The sequence below is a fragment of the Pseudoxanthomonas sacheonensis genome (genome assembly GCF_031455975.1).
GTDB classification, from domain to species: domain Bacteria; phylum Pseudomonadota; class Gammaproteobacteria; order Xanthomonadales; family Xanthomonadaceae; genus Pseudoxanthomonas_A; species Pseudoxanthomonas_A sacheonensis_A.
The window spans coordinates 1,017,501-1,040,866 of sequence record NZ_JAVDTT010000002.1 but is presented as its reverse complement, the minus strand read 5'-3'; the positions used below and the strand labels follow the sequence as shown (position 1 = coordinate 1,040,866).

Below are 23,366 nucleotides of genomic sequence, written 5' to 3'. Positions count from 1 at the left end.
AACCAATGCCCAAGCACCTGCTCATCGTCGAATCGCCCGCGAAAGCCAAGACGATCAACAAATACCTCGGCAAGGACTTCACCGTCCTGGCCTCCTACGGCCACGTCCGCGACCTGGTACCGAAGGAAGGCGCGGTCGACCCCGACCAAGACTTCGCCATGAGCTATGCGCTCATCGACAAGAACGAGAAGCACGTGGAAGCCATCGCCAAGGCCGCCAAGGCCGCCGACGATATCTTCCTGGCCACCGACCCGGACCGCGAGGGTGAGGCCATCAGCTGGCACATCGCCGAGATCCTGAAGGAACGCGGCCTGCTCAAGGACAAGCCGCTGCACCGGGTGGTGTTCACCGAGATCACCCCGCGCGCGATCAAGGAAGCGATGACCAAGCCGCGCCAAATCGCCGGCGACCTGGTCGACGCGCAGCAGGCGCGGCGCGCGCTGGATTACCTGGTCGGCTTCAACCTGTCGCCGGTGCTGTGGCGCAAGGTGCAGCGCGGCCTGTCGGCCGGCCGCGTGCAGTCGCCGGCGTTGCGCATGATCGTGGAACGCGAGGAAGAGATCGAAGCCTTCGTCGCCCGCGAGTACTGGAGCATCCAGGCCGAATGCGCGCATCCGTCGCAGGCCTTCACCGCCAAGCTGACCAAGCTGGACGGGCAGAAGTTCGAACAGTTCACCATCACCGAAGGCGACACCGCCGAAGCGGCCCGCTTGCGCATCCAGCAGGCCGCGCAGGGCGCGCTGCATGTCACCGATGTGGTCAGCAAGGAGCGCAAACGCCGTCCGTCGCCGCCCTTCACCACGTCCACCCTGCAGCAGGAAGCCTCGCGCAAGCTCGGCTTCACCACCAGCCGCACCATGCGCGTGGCGCAGAAGCTCTATGAAGGCATGGCGATCGGCGACGAAGGCACGGTCGGCCTGATCAGCTACATGCGTACCGACTCGGTCAGCCTGTCGGCCGAAGCGGTCGGCGAGATCCGCGACGTGATCGCGCGCGATTTCGGCACCCAGGCGGTGCCGGACAAGCCGAACGTCTACGTGACCAAATCCAAGAACGCGCAGGAAGCGCACGAAGCGATCCGCCCGACCTCCGCGCTGCGCACGCCGGCGCAGGTCGCGCAATATCTCGACGACGATGGCCGCCGCCTGTACGAACTGATCTGGAAGCGCGCCGTCGCCTGCCAGATGGTGCCGGCCACCATGAACACGGTGAGCGTGGATCTGGCCGCGGGTAGCGAGCATGTGTTCCGCGCCAGCGGCACCACCATCATCGACCCCGGCTTCCTGGCCGTGTACGAGGAAGGCAAAGACAACAAGACGTCCGAGGACGAAGACGAAGGCCGCAAGTTGCCGGCGATGAAGCCGGGCGACCGCGTTCCGCTGGACCGCATCCACACCGACCAGCATTTCACCGAGCCGCCGCCGCGTTTCTCCGAAGCCTCGTTGGTGAAGACGCTGGAGGAATACGGCATCGGCCGTCCGTCGACTTACTCGTCGATCATCCAGACTCTGCTGTTCCGCAAGTACGTGGAACTGGACAGCCGTCGCTTCAAACCCAGCGATGTGGGCCGCGCGGTCAGCAATTTCCTCAGCGGGCATTTCACCCAGTACGTCGACTACGACTTCACCGCCAAGCTCGAGGATGAGCTGGATGCGGTGTCGCGCGGCGAAGAGGACTGGATCCCGTTGATGGAACGCTTCTGGACCCCATTCAAGAAATTGGTGGAAGAAAAGAAGGAATCGGTCGACCGCAGCGAAGCCACCGGCGCGCGCGAACTCGGCGCCGACCCAAAGACCGGCAAACCGGTCAGCGTGCGTCTGGGTCGTTACGGACCGTATGCGGCGATCGGCAGCACCGCCGAAGACGCGGAAGACAAGCCGACTTTCGCCTCGCTGCGTCCCGGCCAGAGCATGCACACCATTTCCCTGGAGGACGCGCTGGAGCTGTTCAAGCTGCCGCGCAAGCTGGGCCAGGACAAGGACGAGGAAGTCAGCGTCGGCATCGGCCGCTTCGGCGCGTTCGCCAAGCGCGGCAGCGTATACGCCTCGCTGAAGAAGGAAGACGACCCCTACACCATCGACCTGGCGCGCGCGGTGTTCCTGATCGAGGAGAAGGAAGAGATCGCGCGCAATCGCATCATCAAGGAATTCGACGGCAGCGAGATCCAGGTGTTGAACGGCCGCTACGGCCCCTACATCAGCGACGGCAAGCTCAACGGCCGCATTCCCAAGGATCGCGAACCCGCTTCGCTGACGCTGGAGGAAGTGGTGAAACTAATGGAAGAGACCGGCAAGCCGATGCGCAAGGGCTTCGGCAAGAAGACGGCGGCGAAAAAAACCGCAGTGAAGAAGGAAGCGGCGCCGAAGAAGACGGCAGCCAAAAAAGCCGTGAAGAAAGCCGCGACGAAGAAGACTGCGACCAAGAAGAGTGCTGCGAAAAAAACGGCGGCCAAGAAAACCGCGGTGCGCAAACCCGTCGTCGTCGCAGTGGAGCCGGCCAAATCCCTGCTGACGCCTTCGGCCAACATCGAGATAGGCAAGAAGCGGATTGTGAAGGCGGCCAAATAGCCGGGGCGATAGACTTCGTCTGTGAGCGGGCATCACGATCCGCAAATACATGCATCGCCCATGACCGCGCCGCTTCTCTCCATTCCCGAAGCCGCCACCGCCTTGCAAACCGGTGGCGTCATCGCTTATCCGACCGAAGCGGTCTGGGGTCTGGGTTGCGATCCGCGCGACGAGGCGGCCGTGCTGCGGCTGCTGGCGATCAAGCAACGCGCGGTCGACAAGGGGCTGATCCTGATCGCTTCGCAATACGAACAATTGCGCCCCTTCCTGGACATTACCGCGGTGCCCGTCGAGCGCCTGGCCGAAGTGCTGGCCAGTTGGCCCGGCCCGCATACCTGGGTCATGCCGGCCGCAAGCGCCGCGCCGCGCTGGATAACCGGTGCCCATGCCGGCATCGCCGTACGCATCAGCGCGCATCCGCTGGTGATCGAACTCTGCAACGCTTACGGCGGCGCCTTGGTGTCCACCAGCGCCAATCGGGCTGGACAGCCAGCGGCGATGGTTCGCGAGACGCTCGACTCGCTGGTGCTGGAAGGCGTGGACGGACTGGTGGCCGGGGAAACCGGCGGACTTGGCGCGCCCACCGCCATCCGGGATGCGCTGACCGGCGTGGCGATCAGGCAGTAGGTCGGGGCTATGCCCCCGACGGGCACGGTGTCGGACATCTGCCGCAGGTCGGGGGCGTAGCCCCGACCTACCAGCTGAACCACCCACCCGGCCTCCCTTTTCCGCCTCCACCGATGCGCGCAAGATGCGTGCATGCCGCAACTTCTACGCCCCTCGCTGCTACTCCTGCTTCTGGCCTCGATGGCCCTGCCGGCGCGTCTGCGCGCGCAGGAGGTCACTATCTATCGCTGCATCGGCGCGGCCGGCAAGCTGACCCTGCGCGACTCGCCTTGCGCGAAGGGCGAAACCCAGGAAGTGCGCTCCATGCAGCGGCCCAAAGATCCTGCGCCCGGTGCGCCGCCGGTGGCGAAAGCCGCTCCGCCCCCGGCGCCGCCACCGCCGCGTGAAGTACAGGTCATCTACCGCACCCCGCCACGCCCGATGTACGAATGCGTCACCGCCGACGGCGAGCAGTACACCAGCGACAACGGCGAAGGCAATCCGCGCTCGGTTCCTTTGTGGACGCTGGGTTATCCGATGTGGTCGCATCGTGGCGGCTCCGGTGGCGGCGGAACCCGGCCGCCTGACGACCGCCGCCCGCACCTTCCCGGCGTAATAGTTCCGGGCGGCTATACCTGGGTTCGTGACGAATGTCATGCATTGCCGCAGCAGGAGGTCTGCTCACGGCTTTCCGACCGGCGATATGAAATCATCCGCCGCTACAACAGCGCACTGCAAAGCGACCAGCACCGCTTGGAACTGGAACAGCGCGGCATCGATGCGCGTATCGCCAACGACTGTGGAAATTATTGATGAAGTTCCGATACGCCTTGCCGATCCTGCTGTTGTTGGCCGCGACCGCGAGTGCGGACGAAGTGGTGTTCTATCGCTGCACCGACGCCAGCGGCGCGCTGACCCTGCAGAACATGCCCTGTCCGAAAGGCGCCAAGCAGGAAAAGAAGGTCATGCAAAGCGTGAGCACGGTGCCGATGGAGGACGCCGCGTCGGCGAAGCCGATACCGTCCACCGTGCCGCCCGCCTCCGCGCCCTCGGCGGCAACACCGGTCGTCCCCGCTGCGCCGAAACCTTCCGAAGTCGTCGCGGACAGCGGCGCCGACCCCGCGGTCGAAAAGCGTTTGCCGCCTCCGATTCTTTTCCAATGCACGACCTACGACAAGGACACCTACATCACCGAAAGCGAGGAACCGCAATCGCGTTGCGTCTCGCTGCGCACGGTGGGCCTAGACGGCAATCCCCAGACCGGCGCCGGCGAAGCCTGCGAGATGATGCGCGACCAGTGCGCGCGCGTAGCCGATGGCGCGCTGTGCGAGGCTTGGAATAAGCGCGTCGGAGAAACCGAAGTGGCTGCACGCTACGCGCGCCCCGGCAACGAAGCGAAGAACAAGGCGGAGTTCGAGCGTACCCGCAAGATCTATCGCGAAAGCACCTGCGGGGAGTAATGCTTTAGCTTTCCTTCTCCCTCTGGGAGAAGGTGGCGCGAAGCGACGGATGAGGGAATGGCAGTGACTACCCATCCAGCTTACATTGCAAGCTGACACTCCATTCCCTCATCCGCCCTGCGGGCACCTTCTCCCAATGGGAGAAGGGAAATCAAAAGCCGTAACGCAGGAATCCGCCGTCCACCGCGATGCATTCGCCGGTGATGTAGCTGGCCGCTGGCAGGCACAGGAAGGCTGCCGCCGAGGCGACTTCTTCCGGCTCGCCGATGCGCCGCATCGGAGTCCGGTCTATCACCTCTTCGTAGTAGTCCGCATCGGCCAGCTTGCCCGACGTACGCCGCGTGCGGATGTACCACGGCGCCACCGCGTTGACGCGCACGCCGTCCTCGGCCCATTCCACCGCCAGATTGCGGGTGAGCTGCTGCAGCGCGGCCTTGGTCATGCCGTAGGGCGCCCCGCTGCGCACCGCGGTGATGCCCGACACGCTGCCGACGTTGACGATGCTGGACACCGCGTGCCTGGTCAGCAGGGGATGCGCGTAACGCGAAAGTTCGAACGCCGAAAAAAGATTGATCTCGAAAATCCCGCGCCACTCGTCCTCGGTGTAGTCCACCGCGGCCTTGGTCAGATTGCCGCCGGCGTTGTTGACCAGGATGTTGAGGCCGTCCGCATGGTCTTCCACCCAATCCAGTATCGCCCGACGGTCTTCGTCGTCGGCGACATCGGCGGCCATGGCGTTGACGGAGCGATCGGGGAATTCGTCCAGCAATTCGTCGCGCACCGCTTCCAGCGCATCGGCGTCGCGCGCCACCAGCATCGCATCGGCGCCGAAAGCCAGCAGTTCACGGGTGATGGCCAGGCCGATACCGGCGCTCGCGCCGGTGATCAGCGCCAGTTGTCCATCCAGTCGCCAGCGGTTGGGAGTCATCGCATCGCCCTTCACGGATGGGCGTAGCATACCGCCACGCACCGCGGAGACGCCGTCATGAATGCACCGATGTTCCGTACCGCCCTGATCGCCTTCGCATTGATGGGCCTTGGCGCTTGCAAACCCGAGCCGCCGCCCACCGACGAGCCTCCCGAGCCCAAGGCCGTGGCGGCCGACAACACCGAACTGCGCGATGCGATCCAAAAACCGATCGACCAGGCCAAGGCGGTCGAAGGTGTAGTGCAGGACGCGGCAGATGAGCAGAGAGCGGCGGTGGAGGCCGCGGCGAATTAGGCTGCTTCCGTTTTTCTCCTCTCCCCTTGTGGCGCCCGAAGGGTGTGCAGGGCTGAGAGGATGCCCGCAGGGCAGGAGAGGGGTGCGCGAGCGCAGCGATGCGTGCTTTGGCTCTGCTTCGCTCGCCACGCACAGTCAATTCATCGCCACCGGCTCCGGCACACCCTCTCCCGGCCTTCGGCCACCCTCTCCCATCAAGGGAGAGGGAAGCAGCCGTACCTCACAGCCCGCAGAAGCAGTACACCAGCCCCTTGACCGGCGCGCCGTTGCGGCTGTTGGCGGCCTGTTCGACGAAGCGCAGCTGCGCGTCGGTTTCCGGCATGGCCTTGGCCAACAGCGCGCGGGCGAAGTCGGAATCCTTGAGCCAGGCCGCGCCCAGGCGGCTGCTGGCGAAACCGCTCATGAACTGCGAAAACGGCGAGGCCATCTTCTCGATATAGCGCACGCGGTATTTATCCGGCTTGCCCAGCTTGGCGCGCGCGGCGGCATCGGCGACGGCGGCTTCGAAACCGCCGAACTCGTCGACCAGCCCGCGCTCCTTCGCCTGCGCGCCGCTCCACACGCGACCGCGGGCGATGGCGTCGACCTCTTCCACCGGCTTCTTGCGCGCGGCGGCGACCTTGCCGGTGAAATCGGCGTAGCCCTTGTCGATCACCGACTGGATCACGCGGCCCACGGCCGGATCCATCGGCCGGGTGATGTCGAACGCGCTGGCGAAACGCGTGGTGCCCACGCCGTCGGTATGCACGCCCACCTTGTCCAGCGTGCGGGTGACGTTGGGAATCAGGCCGAAGATGCCGATGGAACCGGTGATGGTGGACGGATCGGCGTAGATGCGATCGGCGTTCATCGAGATCCAGTAACCGCCGGACGCGGCCAGGTCGCCCATCGACACCACCACCGGCTTGCCGGCGGCCTTCAGTGCGGCGACCTCGCGACGGATCTCTTCCGACGGATATACGCCGCCGCCCGGCGAATCCACGCGCAGCACCACGGCCTTCACGTCTTCATCGTCGCGCGCTTCGCGCAACAGCGCCGAAGTGGACTTGCCGCCGATGGTGCCGGCCGGCTGTTCGCCGTCGGTGATTTCGCCCGCGGCGACGACCACGGCCACCTGCGGACGTTCGTCGCCGATGCGCACCGTTTTCGCATCCAACTGAGCCAGGTAGCCGCCCAGCGAAACGCTGCGGAAACCATTGTCCGAATCCTCATCGGCCACGCCGCGCTCGGTCAGCAGCGTCTCCACTTCTTCCTGCGTCTTCAATCCGTCCACCAGCTTCTGCTGCAGGGCGAATTTGGCCAGATCGCCACCGGCGGCGGCGATGCCTTCGGGCAAAGTGTCGATGCCCGAGGCCAGCTGTTCCGGCGACAGCTTGCGGGCCTTGGCGATGTCGGCCAAATAGCGCTGCCAGATATCGTTCATCCAGAACAGGTCGGCTTCCTTGGATTCCTTGGAAGCGGCGTCGAGGATGTAGGGTTCGGCGGCGGACTTGAATTCGCCCACGCGGAACAGGTGCACGTCCACGCCCAGCTTGTCCTGCAGACCCTGGCGGTAGTACTGACGGTAACGGCCAAGTCCTTCCAGCAGCATGCTGCCCATCGGGTCGATGTAGACCTCGTTGGCCTGCGCGGCCAGCAGGTATTGCGACTGGTCCAGGTTCTCGCCGAACGACACGATCTGTTTGCCCGAGGCGCGTAGGCGCGCCAACGCGGCGGCCAGTTCGCGCATCGAGGCGTAACCGCTGGGCTGCAGCTGGTCCACGCGCAGCAGCACGCGCTCGATGCTCTTGTCGTCCTTGGCCGCGTCGATGGCGCGGATCAGGTCGCGCAACTGCACTTCTTCGGCATTCTTGTCGCCGAAAGCCTTGGCCAGCGCGCGCGTGGCCGGATCGGCGCTGTACTGTTCGACCAGCTTGCCTTCGGGCGCGATCACCAGCGTGGTCCGATCCAGCAAGGGCTTCACCCCGTTGCCGCGTCCCACCGCTGCCACGAAGATGAGCAGGAACAGGAACAGCAATCCGAAGAACAGGAAGTTGAGGATCAGCCTGCGGGTGAAATTCATCACGTTCCACAGGCCGACAAAGAAGGCGGCAATGGGACCGCGATGGACGACTTGATTCATGGGGGGCGAGCTCCGGATAACCGAGACCAGCTTACCGGTTGCCCGCCGCGCTTACATGCCCCGTAAGTCACTGCCCGGGATTTGTGAGACGGAAAGGCCCAGCAAGCGCCTGCTGCTGCGCTGGAAGCGCGTGGCCATCAGCACCGCCGCGGCGGTCAGGCCCAGGATCAGCCCCATCCACATCCCCTGAGGGCCCCAGCCCAGCCCCAGGCCCAATCCGGCGCCCAGCGGCATACCCAGGCCCCAGTAGGAAAGCACCGCCAGCCACATCGGCACGCGCGTGTCCTTGAGCCCGCGCAGCGCGCCAGCCGACAGCACCTGGATGCCGTCGGGAAACTGGAACGCCGCCGCGTACAGCAACAGGCTGCTGGCCAGGCCCGCCACCGCCAGATCGCGCGTGTACAGCGCCACCACCGCATCGTGACCCAACAGCAGCGCGGTGGCCGCCAACGCCTGCGTCGCCAGCACGATCACGTAGCCCGCATGCGCGGCGCGGCGGATGCCGAGCGCGTCGCCCGCGCCCAGCGCGTGGCCCACGCGCACGGTGGTGGCTTCGGCCACGCCCATCGGCACCATGAAGCACAGCGCGGACACGTTGATCGCGATCTGGTGCGCCGCCGCCGGTACCGCGCCCAGGCGCGCGATCAGCAACGCCGTGGCGATGAACAAGCCGCCTTCCATCAGCACGGTCACGCCGATCGGCAAGCCGGTGCGCAGCAGTTGCGCGATCGGTTTGGCACGCGGGCCGTCGAAGCGCGCGAACAACCGGAGGTGAGCGAAGCGTTCCGTCTTCCACAGATAGACGGCGAAGGCGACCGCCTGTGTCCACATCATGATCGCCGAGGCCACGCCCAGCCCACCGGCGCCCATTTCCGGCAAGCCGAATCTGCCGAAGGTGAACGCATAGCCGAGCGGCGCGAGCAGCGCCAGGCCGCCGAAACCGATCAGCATGGTCGGCAGGGTCCAATGCATGCCCTCGCTCAGATAGCGCATGCAGAAGAACAGCGTCAACGCCGGCGCGCCCCAGCGGATGCCGTGCAGGAAGCCGCGCGCGCCGGGAATGATCTCCGCAGCGATGCCGAACGGCGCCAGCGCATAAGGAATCAGACTGAGAAAGACGAACATCAACAACCCCAATCCCAGCGCCAACCACAGCGCCTGCCGAAACAGCGGGCCGATCTCCGCGCGGCGCCCAGCGCCGTTCAACTGCGATACCGACGCGGTGAGCGAGATCAGCGTACCGATCGGCACCATCATCGGCAGCCACAACAGCGCCGTGCCGATGGTGACCGCAGCCAGCGTCTGCGTGCTGTGGTGGCCGGCGATGACGTTGTCGACGAAACCGATCAGGCCGGTGGACACATGGCCGAGCACCAGCGGCAAGGCGAGCGTGGCCGTGGCGCGTACTTCGCTGCCGAAGCGCGGGGTGTGGGAAGGTTGGGGCGTCATGGAGGCGATCGTTCGACTGCGGTCGCGCGGATGCGCTGGCGCCGGGTCGGAGGGCCGGGTAGTTTAGGTCCTGTGAACGCTATTCGGATAGGTCACGTTGCTTCGCCCAGGCCGTCAGGTGTTCGTGCGCGGCGCAGTGGCAGGCTGGCCGCCTGTTCAAGCCGTGCGCGGGCGCATGGCGGCCTGGGCGGAGCAACCCGAAGGGCCGCACCTGAGTGCGCACAGGGCAGCGTCATCATTCGGTCGTGTATCGACATACACTTCCTCATTCTTCCTTGCCCTGCACGCACTCAGGTGCGGCGTGGCCTATCCGAATAGCGTTCACAGGACCTAGACCGCATGTCCGTCATCTATGAAGTCAATCTCGCCGTCGACCGCGAAATAGCGGTCGAGTACCGCAGTTGGCTGGCGACGCATGTGCAGGAAATGCTCGCGCTGCCTGGTTTCACCGGCGCGCGCATCATGGAAACCGTGCAGGACCAAGCCGACGCGGCGGAGACCGTGTTCTGCACCCAGTACGAGCTGGTCGACCAGGCCGCGCTCGATGAATATCTGCGCGTGCATTCGGGGCGCATGCGTGCCGACGGAGTCAGCCGTTTCGGCGACCGCTTCCGCTCCACGCGCCGCGTATTGCGCGATCTGCAAAGCTACTGAATAAGTTTGCGTCGCAGCCAGGCCGCCACTTCCGACGGCGGTACCGACAACAGCTCGCTGCGCAGCGCCTGCCGATCCTGCGGCGGCGTGCGCTGCGCCAGCACGGCGAGGTCGACACGCTGCTGCTCATCCATGCTTCGCAATCTGGCCAGCAGCGGCAAGCGTTGCGGCGCGGGAACATAGGCCAGCAACGGATGCAGCGCAGCGTAATCGCGCCCCAACGCCGGCCCCAACTGCCAACCGTGCCGCTGCACGTCGTCCAGCGCATCGAACTGCGCACGCAAGGCTTGCTTGCGTTCCGGCGCGAACGCTTCGACCTGGGCCGCAAGCGCGCGCAGGCTGACGCGTTCGTTGGCATCTAGCTGCAGCCACGCCTGGTAACGCGAGCGCCGTTGCTCGCGTTCGCGGAACGGCAGCGCATTCCAGGCGGCGAGGCGTTGCCCGAATTGCATGCGCTGTTCGGGCGTCATCGCTTGCAGCCGGGCCTGTCGCTGACTTTGGGTCATCGCCACTTGTTCCGAGGCCCCCTCCGCAGAGACAGGCAGGGGCTGCGCCAGCAAGACGACCAGCAAAACGGCAAGAATTCCGGCGCCGCGCCAATGGCGGGCCGGTCCGTTCGCGCGCGGCCGATCAGAACTGCGCATCGGTAGTCTCCGTTCCCGTGGCTGTCGACGCCGCTACTTCTTCCGCTTTCTCTTCCGGAGCATCCGACGGCGCGCTGGCGCCGGCCGCGTACCAGGCCAGAAAATCCGCGTCGCGCGCTATCGCTTCATCCTGCGGTTCGAGCAGCAATTCGAAATCCGGATGCGTGAGCAGGGACGTAGTGGAATCGAACCTCGCCGCGGGCGGCTGCTCCGGAATCTCTTCGATCGCGATTTCCACTTGGTCTTGCAGACGCTGGACGCCGCCATCGAGGTTGGCGCCGGCGCCGCGCGAGGCTTGCCATTGCGGCCACCACCAGGTCGCCGCCAGTGCGGCCGCGCACAACGCCAATACCAGCACGACCCAGGGCCAACGCCGGCGCCCCGACTGCGCCTCGACCGGCGAACGTATGGCGGTGGCAGGGCGCTCGATCTTCGTGCCCAGGATCGCCGCTTCCCGCAGGCGCGCCAGATGCGCCAGCCGTTGCGGCGGCAATTCGCGCAGCAGCGATTGAATCGCTTCGGCCAGCGCGCGCCAGGCCAGCGCATCGGGTTGTCCACTGGCATCGCGCGGGCAGGCCGAAGCCAGCGCCTGCTCGTGGACTTCCGGGGCTATGCCCAGCACCGCCGCGGCCTCTTCTTCCGGAAGACTCGCCGCCAGTCGCAGCAGCAACGCCTGCCGGGGCAGGGACTGCAAGCCGGCCAGCGCTTCGACGCCTGGCGGCCATTGCGCCGGCGCTGCGGACTGGCGCAGTTGCGGCGTCGCCACCAACAGGGCCCAGAAGCGCCGCGGCCACTCGGCCATCGGCAAGGTGCCGGCACGGTTGCGGAACGCGCGCATGGCGGCCGCCAGAGCGCTGTCGCCCGCCTCGCGGTCGCCGCACTGGAGCTCCGCGAATAGTGCGCCCCGGCGTTCGACGCCACGCAGGAACGCGGAGAGAGCGGCCGGCACGGACGCGGCGTCATTCAAGTTGCTGGGCATCGTAGAACCGGGGGATTCGTCGTCGCATCATAGCTGCGCGTAAGCATTTCCAGAGCACGAAATGTTGCTTGACAGATTCCCAAAACCTGCTCTCCCAAGCGCCATAAGGGTTTGCGCCAAAACACGTTGTGCACAGCCGTCACCGGAATGTCACACGCTTGTCCGGAGTCAGCCCCGGCATTCGCATTACAATCCTGTTTCACGGGCAAGTTGCTGATATTCATGGAGTTTCAGGCGTTGGCGTTTTTTTAGCCAACCTCACGCCGAAGCTTGCTGCAAGCCTCCGGAAGCGTGGAGCATGGGTTTGATGCACAGTTTTATCCACAGACCGTGTGGATAAGGCAGAATCTCCAGGCGCAACCGCGACTTGCGTGATTTTCGTCACTCCCCAGGTAGCAATGACGTGCAACTGCAGCACGCTTCGCGAGGGGCTTGCGGCGGTCGGTAAACTGGAGCTGATGCGCTCCGATTCCGCCCTCCCGTTCCCCACTCTCCAGGTCGTCCTGCCTCTGCCTTTGCCGCAGTGGTTCGACTATCTGCCGCCGGCCGATCATTCGCCCGGCGCCGACGACATAGGCAAACGGGTGCAGGTGCCGTTCGGTTCGCGCGAGATGACCGGGGTGGTGGCCGGCATCGGCCAGACCACCGGCGACGGACCGGAACTACGCCAGGCCCTGGGCTTGCTGGATGCGGCCCCGTTGCTGCATGGCGAGCTGCTGGCTTCCTTGCGTTGGCTGGCGCGCTACACCCATGCGCCCCTGGGCGAGGTGCTGGGCACCGCACTACCGACGCTGCTGCGCCAGGGCGAGCCGATGCCGGACACGCATGCCTGGGCCTGGCGGCTGACCGCGCTGGGCGTGGAGGGAAGGGAACGGCTGCGCCAAGGCACGCGTCCGCGCCGGTTCGCCGAGCTGCTGCACGAAGGCACGCGCGAAATCGAATCGCGCCCTCCGCGCGATGAGGATTCGCTTGATGCGCACATGGACGACTGGCGCAGCGCGGCGCGCGCTTTATCCAAACGCGGCCTGGCCGAACGCGTGGCGGTTCCCGCCTCCACCCTTGCGCCTTCGCCACAGAGCGGGCCTGAACTCCATGCGGAACAGCAAGCAGCTGTAGACGCGATTCTCGCCGCGCGAGGTTTCGCACCGCTGCTGTTGGATGGGGTGACCGGCAGCGGCAAGACCGAGGTCTATCTGCACGCGATCGCCGATTGCCTACGACGCGGCAAACAGGCGCTGGTGCTGGTGCCGGAGATCGGTTTGACCCCGCAGACCTTGGCCCGCTTCCGGCAACGCCTTGGCGTGCCGGTGCTGGCGCTGCATTCGGGCTTGAACGACAACGAGCGCGCGCGCGGCTGGACCGCCTTCGCGCGCGGCGAAGCGAGGGTGGCGGTAGGCACGCGTTCGGCCGTGTTCACGCCGCTGCCCGACGCCGGCCTGATCATCGTCGACGAGGAGCACGACGGCAGCTACAAACAACAGGACGGCATGCGCTACCACGCGCGGGATTTCGCGCTAGTCCGCGGCAAGGCGCTGGATGTGCCGGTCATTCTGGGCAGCGCCACACCGTCGCTGGAATCGCTGCATAACGCTCTCGGCGGACGCTATGCGCACTTGCGGCTCGGCCAGCGCGCTGGCGATGCGAAGCCGCCTTCGGTGCGCGTGCAGGACGTGCGCAAGCGCCCGCTCGAGGCGGGGCTGTCCGCGGAAACGACGGCTGCGATTTCGAGTGCCTTGCAGGCCGGCGGACAGGTGCTGGTGTTCAAGAACCGGCGCGGCTACGCACCGGTACTGATGTGCCACGACTGCGGCTGGAGCGCGCAATGCAAGCGCTGCGGCACTCCGACGAAAAGCTCTCCGATGACCGTGCACGGTGCCGGCCGCCGCCTGCAATGCCATCACTGCGGCGCGCGCCAGGCCGTGCCGCCCGCGTGTCCGGATTGCGGCGGATTGGCATTGCAGCCCCAGGGCATCGGCACCGAGCGCATCGAAGAGAGGTTGAGGGAGAAGTTCACCGACGTGCCCGTACTGCGCATCGACCGCAGCACCACCCAACGGCGCGATGCGCTGGCCGGCCATCTGGAAAAGCTCGGCGACCGCCCCGGCATCCTCATCGGCACGCAGATCCTGGCCAAGGGTCATGACCTGCCGCACCTGACCCTGGTCGTGGTGGTGGGTGTGGACGAAGGATTGTTTTCGGCCGACTTCCGCGCGGGCGAAAAACTCGCTCAACAACTCATCCAGGTCGCGGGGCGCGCGGGGCGCGCGCAAAAACCCGGAGAGGTCTGGTTGCAAACCCACCACCCCGACCATCCTCTGCTCAACACGCTCATCAATGGCGGCTATCACGCCTTCGCGCATAGCGAACTGGAGCAGCGCCAGGCCGCAGGATTTCCGCCGTTCGCGCATTTGGCCTTGTTGCGTGCAGAAGCCAAGCATGTCGATGCCGCGAACGCGTTTCTGCATGCGGCCAAGTCGGCGCTGACGGCTGCATTCCCTTCTCCCGCCGAGAGAGGGGCTCAGAACATTGAAATCCAAGGACCTATCCCCGCCCCCATGTCCCGGCGCGCCGGCATGCACCGCATGCAACTTCTACTCTCGTCCCCCAGCCGCCGCGAGTTGCATGCGCTCCTGGATTCCGCATTGCCCGTCATCTACGAACTGCGCGAAGCGCGCAAGACGCGCTGGTCGCTGGATGTGGACCCGCTGGATCTCTACTGACGACGCTCAAGGGCGCAGGGTCACCAGCAGTTCGCTTATTTTTGCGCGCAATCTCTCTGTGTCGCCCTCGGCCACCTTATGCCATGGCAGCTCGCTCGGCAGGCCGCATGCTTGGGTTGCGATTACCGGCTTACCCCTAGCGATTGCGCGCAATAGGCCGCGTGGCTGATGCTCTATCCATGCGGGCAGAACCACAATGTCGGCAGCATCGACGCCCTCGCCAATGGATCCCACGCATGTGACCCGGAAGCCCCGCCAGAAATCCGCATGGTCTTCGGCCCCCGGGGGAAGCAGCGCCTCGATGGACATGCCAGTCAAAGCTTCGCGGAGTTCGATCGCTCCCTTACGCGCCAAGGACGACGCGGGAAGCAACACGCGAGGTTTTCCATTGATTCGTGGCTCGGTCGTCTGCAAAGCGGGCCTTTGCCATGGCAAAGGCAATGCGCGCCCGCCCGCCATGCGCAGTATCTCTGCATGGGGTGTGATCCAGTGCCGCGCGCGCTCCAACGCACTTCGTTCCGCTTCCGCCAACGTCGGGTCTGCGCGAAAGTCGGACAAGGTTCGGCTAGACGGATGGAGCGCGAACGCTTTATCGAGCCGTCGTTGTATTTCGTGCATGGGCAATGCCGTCATCAACACATCGAACGAACGCCCATTCAATTCTCCCGCCAGCCACAGAAAAGGCAACACGCTCTGAGGCACTACCAGGTGCGTATCCTTGTAGCCGAGCCGGCGTGCATATGTGCCGGCGATTAGCTGATGACCGCCCAATCTCGCTTGTGGCAACGGCTTACCCCGCCAGAGCAGCCAGCGACGTGCCGCCTTGGCTCTCGTTGCGGCTATGCGCTCGCGTAGTCCCGCCCTGTGTGCGAAGTCCAGCACTCTGTCTTGTACGGACTTTTCGGCTTTGCGATAGGCGCTGAATTCGGGCCAATCATCTTCCACAAGCCACGTTCGATAGGCGCTAGAAGAATCGACGCCTTGGTACCGATGACATTCCGTTTCGCCGCAACTGGCACAATCTTCAGTAGGCACAGGCTTGCGCAAGGCGGGCGCCAAAGGAACCGCGGCCAGCGCCGCCGGAGCATGGCCTCGTATTGAGACATGCAGCTCACGCTCATCAAGGGCGAACTCAAGACGCCATGGCCAAGGAGCGCGGAAACGCAGGTCCAAGTAGTTCCAGAACACAGTGGCGTCGCGATCGTTTTCGGCCAGCGAACCCGGCACTACGCGCGAGTGGCGATGGCGCTCCACCACCTCCAGGCCTGCGCGAACCGCGCTGTAGTACAGCGCACCGGAAAGCTGGCATAGTCCGCCACCGATCGCAGGAACCAAGCAACCTTCCCGCAACTCTCGCCCCATGACGAAACCGCGTCGCTTGCGCGCCCGTCCTACCTGCTTCCAGAAACTGAAAACTTCGCCCGGCGGGACCTCAATGCCATTGAGCGAGCGGGCCGCCACACGCAGGTTGTGAATCTTGCCTGCGACCAAATATTCGGCCGCTTCCCCTGCTGGCCATAGAGGGCTACGGAACTCCGCCAGCACCGGCGCATCGCGGAGCGCGGATGCATGGAATTGCCTGCGCACGGAGGTGGGTAGATCGAGCAGTGAACGACGCCACCTGAACACACAAGCCTTGGCTTCGAAAAGCAGACTCTGCCAGCGCGTAGGCAGCCGATCTTCGGCGATTTGCATTGGCCTCATGCCACCGGCTCCCACCAACCGCTAGTTCAATAATATACGCACGGATTAAGACGAACCCGCCCCCAAGCAAACATATGGCCCACAACCAATGCTTTCTACAAGTGCTCTAGCCGGACGGCAACCCATAGCCCACGGCGCGGCTTATGGGCGGCCGGATCGTTTGGCCCGACCGACACATCTACACTGTATGCCTGCTTTGCCTTGCCGAGACGCCTGCTTTGCCTTGTCGAGACGCTATTCCCGCAGAATGGTCCGATTTCGCAACCACCTAGTACCGAGCCTTCCATGATTTCCAACCAGCTTCCGCACATCGTCGTCATCGGCGGTGGTTTTGCCGGCCTCTGGGCCACGCGCGCGCTGGCCGCTTCGCCGGTTCGCATCACCCTGGTCGACCGTTGCAACCACCACCTGTTCCAGCCGCTGCTTTACCAGGTGGCGACCGCTGGTTTGTCATCGCCGGATATCGCCGCGCCGCTGCGTCATATCCTGCGCAAGCAGAGCAATGTGGAAGTGCGGCTGGCGGAAGTCGGCGATATCGATGCTACAGCGAAGCGGATCTCCCTCGATGACGGCAGCCACCTGGATTTCGACTATCTGCTGCTGGCCAGCGGCGCCACTCACGCCTACTTCGGGCACGACGAATGGGCCAGACACGCGCCGGGCCTGAAGACGCTGGACGATGCGCTGCAACTGCGCCGGCACCTGTTGCTTGCCTTCGAACGCGCCGAAGCCGAGCCGGATCCGGTCAAGCGCGCCGCCTGGCTGAATTTCGCCATCGTCGGCGGTGGCCCGACCGGGGTGGAGCTGGCGGGCACGTTGGCGGAAATCGCGCGCCATACCCTGGTCAACGAATTCCGCAACATCAATCCGTCGGATGCGCGCGTACGCCTGATCGAAGCCGGACCACGGGTGCTGGCCTCGTTTCCGGAAGATCTTTCGGAGAAAGCGCGCAGGCAGCTCGAGAAGCTTGGCGTCGAAGTTTCCACCGGCGCCGCCGTAACGGACATCGACGACTCCGGTTATCGGCTGGGCGATGAATTCATCGCCGCGCGTACCGTGGTCTGGGCGGCGGGCGTGGCGGCTTCGCCGCTGGCCAAATCCCTCGGCGTGCCGCTGGATCGTGCCGGCCGCGTGCTGGTACAGGCGGACCTGAGCGTGCCGGGGTATCCGCGAATCTTCGTTGCGGGCGACCTGGCGTCGGTGCAGCAGGATGGCAAGCCGGTACCGGGCGTCGCCCCTGCGGCCAAACAAATGGGCCGACACGTCGCCAACGCGATCCGCGCGCGCCTGGACAACAGATCGGCGCCGACGTTCCGTTACAAGGACTACGGCAACCTCGCCACCATCGGTCGGATGGCGGCGATCGTGCATTTCGGAAAATTGAAACTCTCCGGCTTGCTGGCCTGGTGGTTCTGGCTGGCCGCGCACGTGTTCTTCCTGATCGGATTCCGTAATCGCCTGGTGGTGCTGCTCAACTGGGCCTGGGCGTACTGGAGCTATCAGCGTGGCGCGCGCATCATCCTCGGCAGCGACGCGGACAATCAGCAGCGGTCGACGCGGCAGGAATAGCAGCCCGGACGCGCATTGTGGAGATGCAGATAATCGACCTGCGGGAGAGCGAGCAGGTTGGTGATGCAGGCCTCCAGCGCGCTCCCTTCAACTACTTCCGCCGCGTGCATCCATCCCTCGGTGTCGTAGGCCCGCGCCGACATCAGGCGGCGATGCAGAAAAGGCGGCACCGAATCCTCGAACACGGCAGCGGCATGGGCGTTTTCCCGCACATAAATGGGACCGCTCGCCCGGTACGGTCCTGCGACTGCATGATGCTCGTAAGGCAATAGTAAAAGCGTTTCGCCTTGCTGCGCGTCCTGCAGCGACACCCGGCACGGATATCCGTGGGAATCGGCCGCCGTCAGTCGACGGATATCGAGCGCGGCCAGTTGCGTGTCGTCGTAAGCGAACAAGGCCTGGAAAGTTTCCGGGGCCAAGCCTGAAATGCGGTAAGCCATGATCCACTCCTGCTGTTGGCGGCGGCAGCATGGATGCGGCCAGGCGCGTGCGATATCCGATTCTTGCGCAAACGAAAACGGCCCCGTTTCCAGGGCCGTTTCGCTACCATCGGGCTGCCGCTTAAGCCGCGAACAGCGCCTTCATCTTCTTCAACGCATTGGCCTCGATCTGGCGGATGCGTTCGGCCGATACGCCGTATTCGTCCGCCAGTTCCTGCAGGGTGACCTTGTTGTCGTCGTCCAGCCAACGGCGCATCACGATGTCGCGCGAACGTTTGTCCAGACCCGCCATGCCTTCGCGCAACAGTTCCAGCTTGTTGCCTTCGCTGTCGGCGCGCTCGTAGGCCTGCGACGGATCTTCGTCCTGGGTCATCAGATAGGCGCCCGGCGACGGCGGCGAGTGGTCGTCGTCCTCGTCGGAAGGCGCATCGAAACCTATATCGCGGCCGGAAAGACGCGATTCCATTTCCAGCACTTCGCGCTTGGACACGTTGAGATCGGCAGCGACCGCGGTGACCTCGGCATCGTTCATCCAACCCAGGCGCGTCTTCGACTTGCGCAGGTTGAAGAACAGCTTGCGCTGCGCCTTGGTCGTGGCGACCTTGACGATGCGCCAGTTCTTGAGGATGAACTCATGCATCTCGGCGCGGATCCAATGCACGGCGAAGCTGACCAGGCGTACGCCCATTTCGGGGTCGAAACGCTTGACCGCCTTCATCAGGCCGATGTTGCCTTCTTGGATCAGGTCGCCCAGCTGCAGGCCGTAGCCGTTGTAGCCGCGGGCCACGTGCACGACGAAACGCAGATGCGAATGCACGAGCTCGCGCGCGGCATCGAGATCCTCGGCATCGCGATAGCGGCGCGCCAGCTCCTGCTCTTCGTCGACCGTCAGCACCGGAATCTGGTGCACGGCGCCGATATACGCATCGAGCGAGCCGAGCGCGCTGGGAATGGGAAGATTGTTTGCCACCATGGCGGTGGCTGCAGTGGTCTGGTTCATGGCGGTCATTTTAGCAGTCGCGAGGTTGGACTGCTAAACAGGAAAAGAGTTCCATCGTTTCGCAGGTAGAACAGCAGGGCTCGACCACCTTCCTACAAGTGTCTGTTTTCAATGAGATTTTTCTCACTTCTTTTCTGCGGTGGTCTGAACCGCCCGCATCGTCCTCAGCAGATTGCCGCCCCAGATATTGCGGATATCCCGCTCGCTATAACCCGCCGCCAGCAACCGTTCGGTGATCTTCGGCAGTGCCGAAACGTCCTCCAGTCCGGTCACCCCGCCCCCGCCATCCCAATCGGCGCCGATGCCGACGTGCTCCGGGCCGGCGACTTTCAGGATGTGCAGCAGGTGGCGCATGTAGTCGTCCAGATTCGCGCGCGGAACCGGGTATTTGCGGTCTATCTCCGCTTGGTCGCGTCGCCACTGCTGGATCTGCGCCGGGCTCAATTTGCTGTATTCGCCATAGTGTTTTTCCAGTGCTTCCATTTCCGCGTCGCGTTGCGGAATCTTCGGCACCGGAATTAGGTACCCGCTATAGGCATTGACGTGAATCACGCCGCCTTTAGCGGCCAGTTTGCGAATACGCGCGTCGTCGATGTTTCGTGGATGCTCGTAAACGGCGTCGGCGCTGGTGTGCGAAAGCACGATCGGCGCTTTCGATAGTTCGACCAATTGATCGAATACCTGGTCGCTGGCGTGGGAAGCATCCAAAAGGATGCCTAGCCGGTTGGCTTCCTGGACCAGCGCGCGCCCCTTGTCGCTGAGCCCGTTCCATTCGTGCCCGGCCGGATCGGTGGAAGAATCGCCGAAATCGTTATTGCTGGTGTGAGTGATGCCGAGCATCCGCAGTCCGAGCTTGTGGTACGCGGTAAGCAGGCTTGGATCGCTGGCTAGAGGCGAGGCGTTCTCCATGCTGATGAAGACCACCCGCTTGCCGGCTTTTTCGATGCGCGCCGCATCGTCCGCGGTGAGAGCCAGTTCGAAATCTTGCGGGTGCGCGGCGATCATTTCGCGGATGGCAGCCAATCTGACCAGACCATGATCCCTTGCCTGGCGATTGCCTGCCTCGTCGCGCTTGTCCTGTGCCGTATAGATCACCCAGAAACCGCCATCGAGACCGCCTTGCTTCATTCGCGGCAGATCCACCTGGGCGAATTCGCCATCCTGATCATGACGCTCAAGGATGTTCCATCCCGGGCGATGGAGATTGGAAGGCGTATCGAGGTGCGTATCCAGGACGATGGCGTTTTCGTGCAATTGGCGGGCTCTCGGCGAAACGGTTTCATCCGCTTGCGCGTGGAGGGAAAACAGCACCAGACCCGCGCACCACCATTTCGCAATCATCGTCAGCTCCCCGGTTTCGAACGATGTTAGCAATCCTGCGATCCCGCCGCTGTGGATCGAGCAAACAAAAACGCCACCTCCTCGCGGAGTGGCGTTCTGGGTAAAGACCCTGGCGGTGGCCTGTTGCGGGTCGCGCCTGCGGCGCAAAAGAAAACGCCGGATCTTTCGATCCGGCGTTTGGGGTAAGACCCTGGCGATGACCTACTCTTGCATGGCTTAAGCCACACTACCATCGGCGCAGCTGCGTTTCACTTCCGAGTTCGGGATGGGATCGGGTGGTTCCACAGCGCTAATTTCACCAGGGAGACGGTTGGAGCGTCGCACACACCTATAAAGGAGGAATGGCGCCTGTCTCTCATAAGGTCTTGGGAAGTAGTTTGCTATTTAGATTTCAATCGACGTGTGTCGAGACTAAAGCAACTTGAGGTTATATGGTCAAGCCGCACGGATCATTAGTATCAGTTAGCTCAATGCATTGCTGCACTTACACACCTGACCTATCAACGACGTAGTCTTCATCGTTCCTTTAGGGGGCTTGTGCCCCGGGAGATCTCATCTTGAGGCGCGCTTCCCGCTTAGATGCTTTCAGCGGTTATCGCTTCCGAACGTAGCTACCCGGCAATGCCACTGGCGTGACAACCGGAACACCAGAGGTTCGTCCACTCCGGTCCTCTCGTACTAGGAGCAGCCCCTCTCAAATCTCCAACGCCCATGGCAGATAGGGACCGAACTGTCTCACGACGTTCTGAACCCAGCTCGCGTACCACTTTAAATGGCGAACAGCCATACCCTTGGGACCGACTACAGCCCCAGGATGTGATGAGCCGACATCGAGGTGCCAAACACCGCCGTCGATATGAACTCTTGGGCGGTATCAGCCTGTTATCCCCGGAGTACCTTTTATCCGTTGAGCGATGGCCCTTCCATACAGAACCACCGGATCACTAAGACCTACTTTCGTACCTGCTTGATCCGTCGATCTCGCAGTCAAGCACGCTTATGCCTTTGCACACAGTGCGCGATGTCCGACCGCGCTGAGCGTACCTTCGTGCTCCTCCGTTACTCTTTGGGAGGAGACCGCCCCAGTCAAACTACCCACCATACATGGTCCCCGCTCCGGATTACGGAGCTAGGTTAGAACGTCAAGCACGACAGGGTGGTATTTCAAGGTTGGCTCCACGACAGCTAGCGCCATCGCTTCAAAGCCTCCCACCTATCCTACACAGACGAACTCAACGTTCAATGTAAAGCTATAGTAAAGGTTCACGGGGTCTTTCCGTCTTGCCACGGGAACGCTGCATCTTCACAGCGATTTCAATTTCACTGAGTCTCGGGTGGAGACAGCGCCGCTGTCGTTACGCCATTCGTGCAGGTCGGAACTTACCCGACAAGGAATTTCGCTACCTTAGGACCGTTATAGTTACGGCCGCCGTTTACTGGGGCTTCGATCAAGAGCTTCGCCTTGCGGCTGACCCCATCAATTAACCTTCCAGCACCGGGCAGGCGTCACACCCTATACGTCCACTTTCGTGTTTGCAGAGTGCTGTGTTTTTGATAAACAGTCGCAGCGGCCTGGTTACTGCGGCCCTCTTCAGCTCAGCTACGCATGTAGCCACCAAAAAGGGCGCACCTTCTCCCGAAGTTACGGTGCCATGTTGCCTAGTTCCTTCACCCGAGTTCTCTCAAGCGCCTGAGAATTCTCATCCTACCCACCTGTGTCGGTTTACGGTACGGTCTGCGTAAGCTGAAGCTTAGGAGCTTTTCCTGGAAGCGTGGTATCGGTGACTTCGCCCAAAAGGGCTCGTCTCGGTGCTCGGTCTTAAAGGATCCCGGATTTGCCAAAGATCCAAACCTACCTCCTTTCCCCAGGACAACCAACGCCTGGTACACCTAACCTTCTCCGTCCCTCCATCGCACTTACGCGAGGTGCAGTAATATTAAACTGCTTCCCATCGACTACGGCTTTCGCCCTCGCCTTAGGGGCCGACTAACCCTGCGTCGATTAACGTTGCGCAAGGAAACCTTGGGCTTTCGGCGTGCGGGTTTTTCACCCGCATTATCGTTACTCATGTCAGCATTCGCACTTCCGATACCTCCAGCAGACTTCTCAATCCACCTTCAACGGCTTACGGAACGCTCCTCTACCGCGCATAACAAAGTTATGCACCCCAAGCTTCGGTTCATCGCTTAGCCCCGTTAAATCTTCCGCGCAGACCGACTCGACCAGTGAGCTATTACGCTTTCTTTAAAGGGTGGCTGCTTCTAAGCCAACCTCCTGGCTGTCTGTGCCTTTCCACATCGTTCACCACTTAGCGATAAATTTGGGACCTTAGCTGTGGGTCTGGGTTGTTTCCCTTTTCACGACGGACGTTAGCACCCGCCGTGTGTCTCCCATACAGTCTGTCTTGGTATTCGGAGTTTGCAATGGTTTGCTAAGCCTCGATGGCCCGCTAGCCATAACAGTGCTCTACCCCCAAGAAGATTCATATGAGGCGCTACCTAAATAGCTTTCGAGGAGAACCAGCTATCTCCGGGTTCGATTAGCTTTTCACTCCTAATCACACCTCATCCCCTACCTTTGCAACGGGAGTGGGTTCGGGCCTCCAGTACCTGTTACGGCACCTTCACCCTGGGCATGACTAGATCACCCGGTTTCGGGTCTACTGCCCGCGACTATGCGCCCTTATCAGACTCGGTTTCCCTTCGCCTCCCCTATACGGTTAAGCTTGCCACGAACAGTAAGTCGCTGACCCATTATACAAAAGGTACGCAGTCACTCTTACGAGCTCCTACTGCTTGTACGCACACGGTTTCAGGGTCTATTTCACTCCCCTCTCCGGGGTTCTTTTCGCCTTTCCCTCACGGTACTGGTTCACTATCGGTCGGTCA

17 protein-coding genes and 2 rRNA genes (1 of these 19 only partly in view) are annotated in these 23,366 nt (G+C 63.3%); 8 read left to right on the top strand and 11 right to left on the bottom strand.

Annotation, left to right across the window (positions count from 1 at the left end):
• The first annotated feature begins 5 nt into the window (after positions 1-5).
• The 4 genes from J2W94_RS11815 to J2W94_RS11800 all read left to right on the top strand — a co-directional run bounded on the left by J2W94_RS11815 (position 6) and on the right by J2W94_RS11800 (position 4,633).
• On the top strand, positions 6-2,567 hold the full coding sequence (locus J2W94_RS11815; protein WP_310093474.1) for a DNA topoisomerase I: 2,562 nt from the start codon (positions 6-8) through the stop codon (positions 2,565-2,567).
• A gap of 60 nt (positions 2,568-2,627) precedes the next feature.
• Positions 2,628-3,194, top strand: coding sequence for a Sua5/YciO/YrdC/YwlC family protein (locus J2W94_RS11810; protein WP_310093472.1), 567 nt, complete (start codon positions 2,628-2,630; stop codon positions 3,192-3,194).
• Positions 3,195-3,326: 132 nt separating this feature from the next.
• Entirely contained in the window at positions 3,327-3,986 is a 660-nt protein-coding gene (locus J2W94_RS11805; RefSeq protein ID WP_310093471.1) for a DUF4124 domain-containing protein, read from the top strand.
• The gene (locus tag J2W94_RS11800) at positions 3,986-4,633 is read left to right on the top strand and encodes a DUF4124 domain-containing protein (RefSeq protein WP_310093469.1); all 648 of its coding nucleotides are present in this window, start codon (positions 3,986-3,988) and stop codon (positions 4,631-4,633) included. Before J2W94_RS11805 ends, J2W94_RS11800 begins: the two co-directional genes overlap by 1 nt.
• A gap of 151 nt (positions 4,634-4,784) precedes the next feature.
• Here J2W94_RS11800 and J2W94_RS11795 read toward each other — a convergent pair whose 3' ends face one another.
• Positions 4,785-5,561: an SDR family oxidoreductase gene (locus J2W94_RS11795; RefSeq protein WP_310093734.1), complete on the bottom strand. Its 777-nt coding sequence runs from the start codon at positions 5,559-5,561 to the stop codon at positions 4,785-4,787.
• A gap of 57 nt (positions 5,562-5,618) precedes the next feature.
• Here J2W94_RS11795 and J2W94_RS11790 point away from each other — a divergent pair, with 57 nt between their 5' ends.
• Positions 5,619-5,855: a hypothetical protein gene (locus tag J2W94_RS11790; RefSeq protein WP_310093466.1), complete on the top strand. Its 237-nt coding sequence runs from the start codon at positions 5,619-5,621 to the stop codon at positions 5,853-5,855.
• 220 nt (positions 5,856-6,075) lie between these two features.
• Here the strand turns inward: J2W94_RS11790 and sppA are convergent, their stop codons facing one another.
• Both sppA and J2W94_RS11780 read right to left on the bottom strand, forming a co-directional pair.
• A complete protein-coding gene (gene sppA, locus J2W94_RS11785) occupies positions 6,076-7,977 on the bottom strand; it encodes a signal peptide peptidase SppA (protein ID WP_310093464.1) in 1,902 nt (633 codons plus the stop codon).
• Between the two features lie 51 nt (positions 7,978-8,028).
• Positions 8,029-9,426, bottom strand: a complete 1,398-nt coding sequence (locus J2W94_RS11780) for an MATE family efflux transporter (RefSeq protein ID WP_310093462.1) — start codon at positions 9,424-9,426, stop codon at positions 8,029-8,031.
• Between the two features lie 339 nt (positions 9,427-9,765).
• Here J2W94_RS11780 and J2W94_RS11775 point away from each other — a divergent pair, with 339 nt between their 5' ends.
• Entirely contained in the window at positions 9,766-10,080 is a 315-nt protein-coding gene (locus J2W94_RS11775; protein ID WP_310093461.1) for a DUF4286 family protein, read from the top strand.
• Here J2W94_RS11775 and J2W94_RS11770 read toward each other — a convergent pair.
• Both J2W94_RS11770 and J2W94_RS11765 read right to left on the bottom strand, forming a co-directional pair.
• Positions 10,074-10,586 (bottom strand): DUF3106 domain-containing protein, encoded by a 513-nt coding sequence (locus J2W94_RS11770; RefSeq protein WP_310093459.1) that lies wholly within the window; start codon positions 10,584-10,586, stop codon positions 10,074-10,076. The genes J2W94_RS11775 and J2W94_RS11770 overlap by 7 nt on opposite strands.
• Before the next feature lie 124 nt (positions 10,587-10,710).
• Positions 10,711-11,703, bottom strand: a complete 993-nt coding sequence (locus tag J2W94_RS11765; protein ID WP_310093457.1) for a hypothetical protein — start codon at positions 11,701-11,703, stop codon at positions 10,711-10,713.
• A 458-nt stretch (positions 11,704-12,161) separates the two neighbouring features.
• Here J2W94_RS11765 and J2W94_RS11760 point away from each other — a divergent pair, with 458 nt between their 5' ends.
• A complete protein-coding gene (locus J2W94_RS11760; protein WP_310093455.1) occupies positions 12,162-14,423 on the top strand; it encodes a primosomal protein N' in 2,262 nt (753 codons plus the stop codon).
• A gap of 6 nt (positions 14,424-14,429) precedes the next feature.
• Here the strand turns inward: J2W94_RS11760 and J2W94_RS11755 are convergent, their stop codons facing one another.
• Complete coding sequence (locus tag J2W94_RS11755; RefSeq protein ID WP_310093453.1) at positions 14,430-16,118, bottom strand: VanW family protein; 1,689 nt, start codon at positions 16,116-16,118, stop codon at positions 14,430-14,432.
• A gap of 264 nt (positions 16,119-16,382) precedes the next feature.
• On the opposite strand from J2W94_RS11755, the gene J2W94_RS11750 reads away from it, so the two are divergent.
• Positions 16,383-17,696 (top strand): NAD(P)/FAD-dependent oxidoreductase, encoded by a 1,314-nt coding sequence (locus J2W94_RS11750; protein ID WP_430540603.1) that lies wholly within the window; start codon positions 16,383-16,385, stop codon positions 17,694-17,696.
• Here J2W94_RS11750 and J2W94_RS11745 read toward each other — a convergent pair.
• The 5 genes from J2W94_RS11745 to J2W94_RS11725 form a co-directional block, all read right to left on the bottom strand.
• Positions 17,669-18,136 (bottom strand): DUF1203 domain-containing protein, encoded by a 468-nt coding sequence (locus J2W94_RS11745; RefSeq protein WP_310093448.1) that lies wholly within the window; start codon positions 18,134-18,136, stop codon positions 17,669-17,671. The genes J2W94_RS11750 and J2W94_RS11745 overlap by 28 nt on opposite strands.
• A 121-nt stretch (positions 18,137-18,257) precedes the next feature.
• Positions 18,258-19,136, bottom strand: coding sequence for an RNA polymerase sigma factor RpoH (rpoH, locus tag J2W94_RS11740; RefSeq protein WP_310093446.1), 879 nt, complete (start codon positions 19,134-19,136; stop codon positions 18,258-18,260).
• A 123-nt stretch (positions 19,137-19,259) separates the two neighbouring features.
• Positions 19,260-20,477, bottom strand: a complete 1,218-nt coding sequence (locus J2W94_RS11735) for a dipeptidase (RefSeq protein ID WP_310093445.1) — start codon at positions 20,475-20,477, stop codon at positions 19,260-19,262.
• A gap of 188 nt (positions 20,478-20,665) precedes the next feature.
• A 5S ribosomal RNA gene (gene rrf / locus J2W94_RS11730) occupies positions 20,666-20,780 on the bottom strand.
• Between the two features lie 128 nt (positions 20,781-20,908).
• Positions 20,909-23,366: ribosomal RNA gene (locus J2W94_RS11725) — 23S ribosomal RNA — on the bottom strand (it continues 422 nt past the right edge of the window).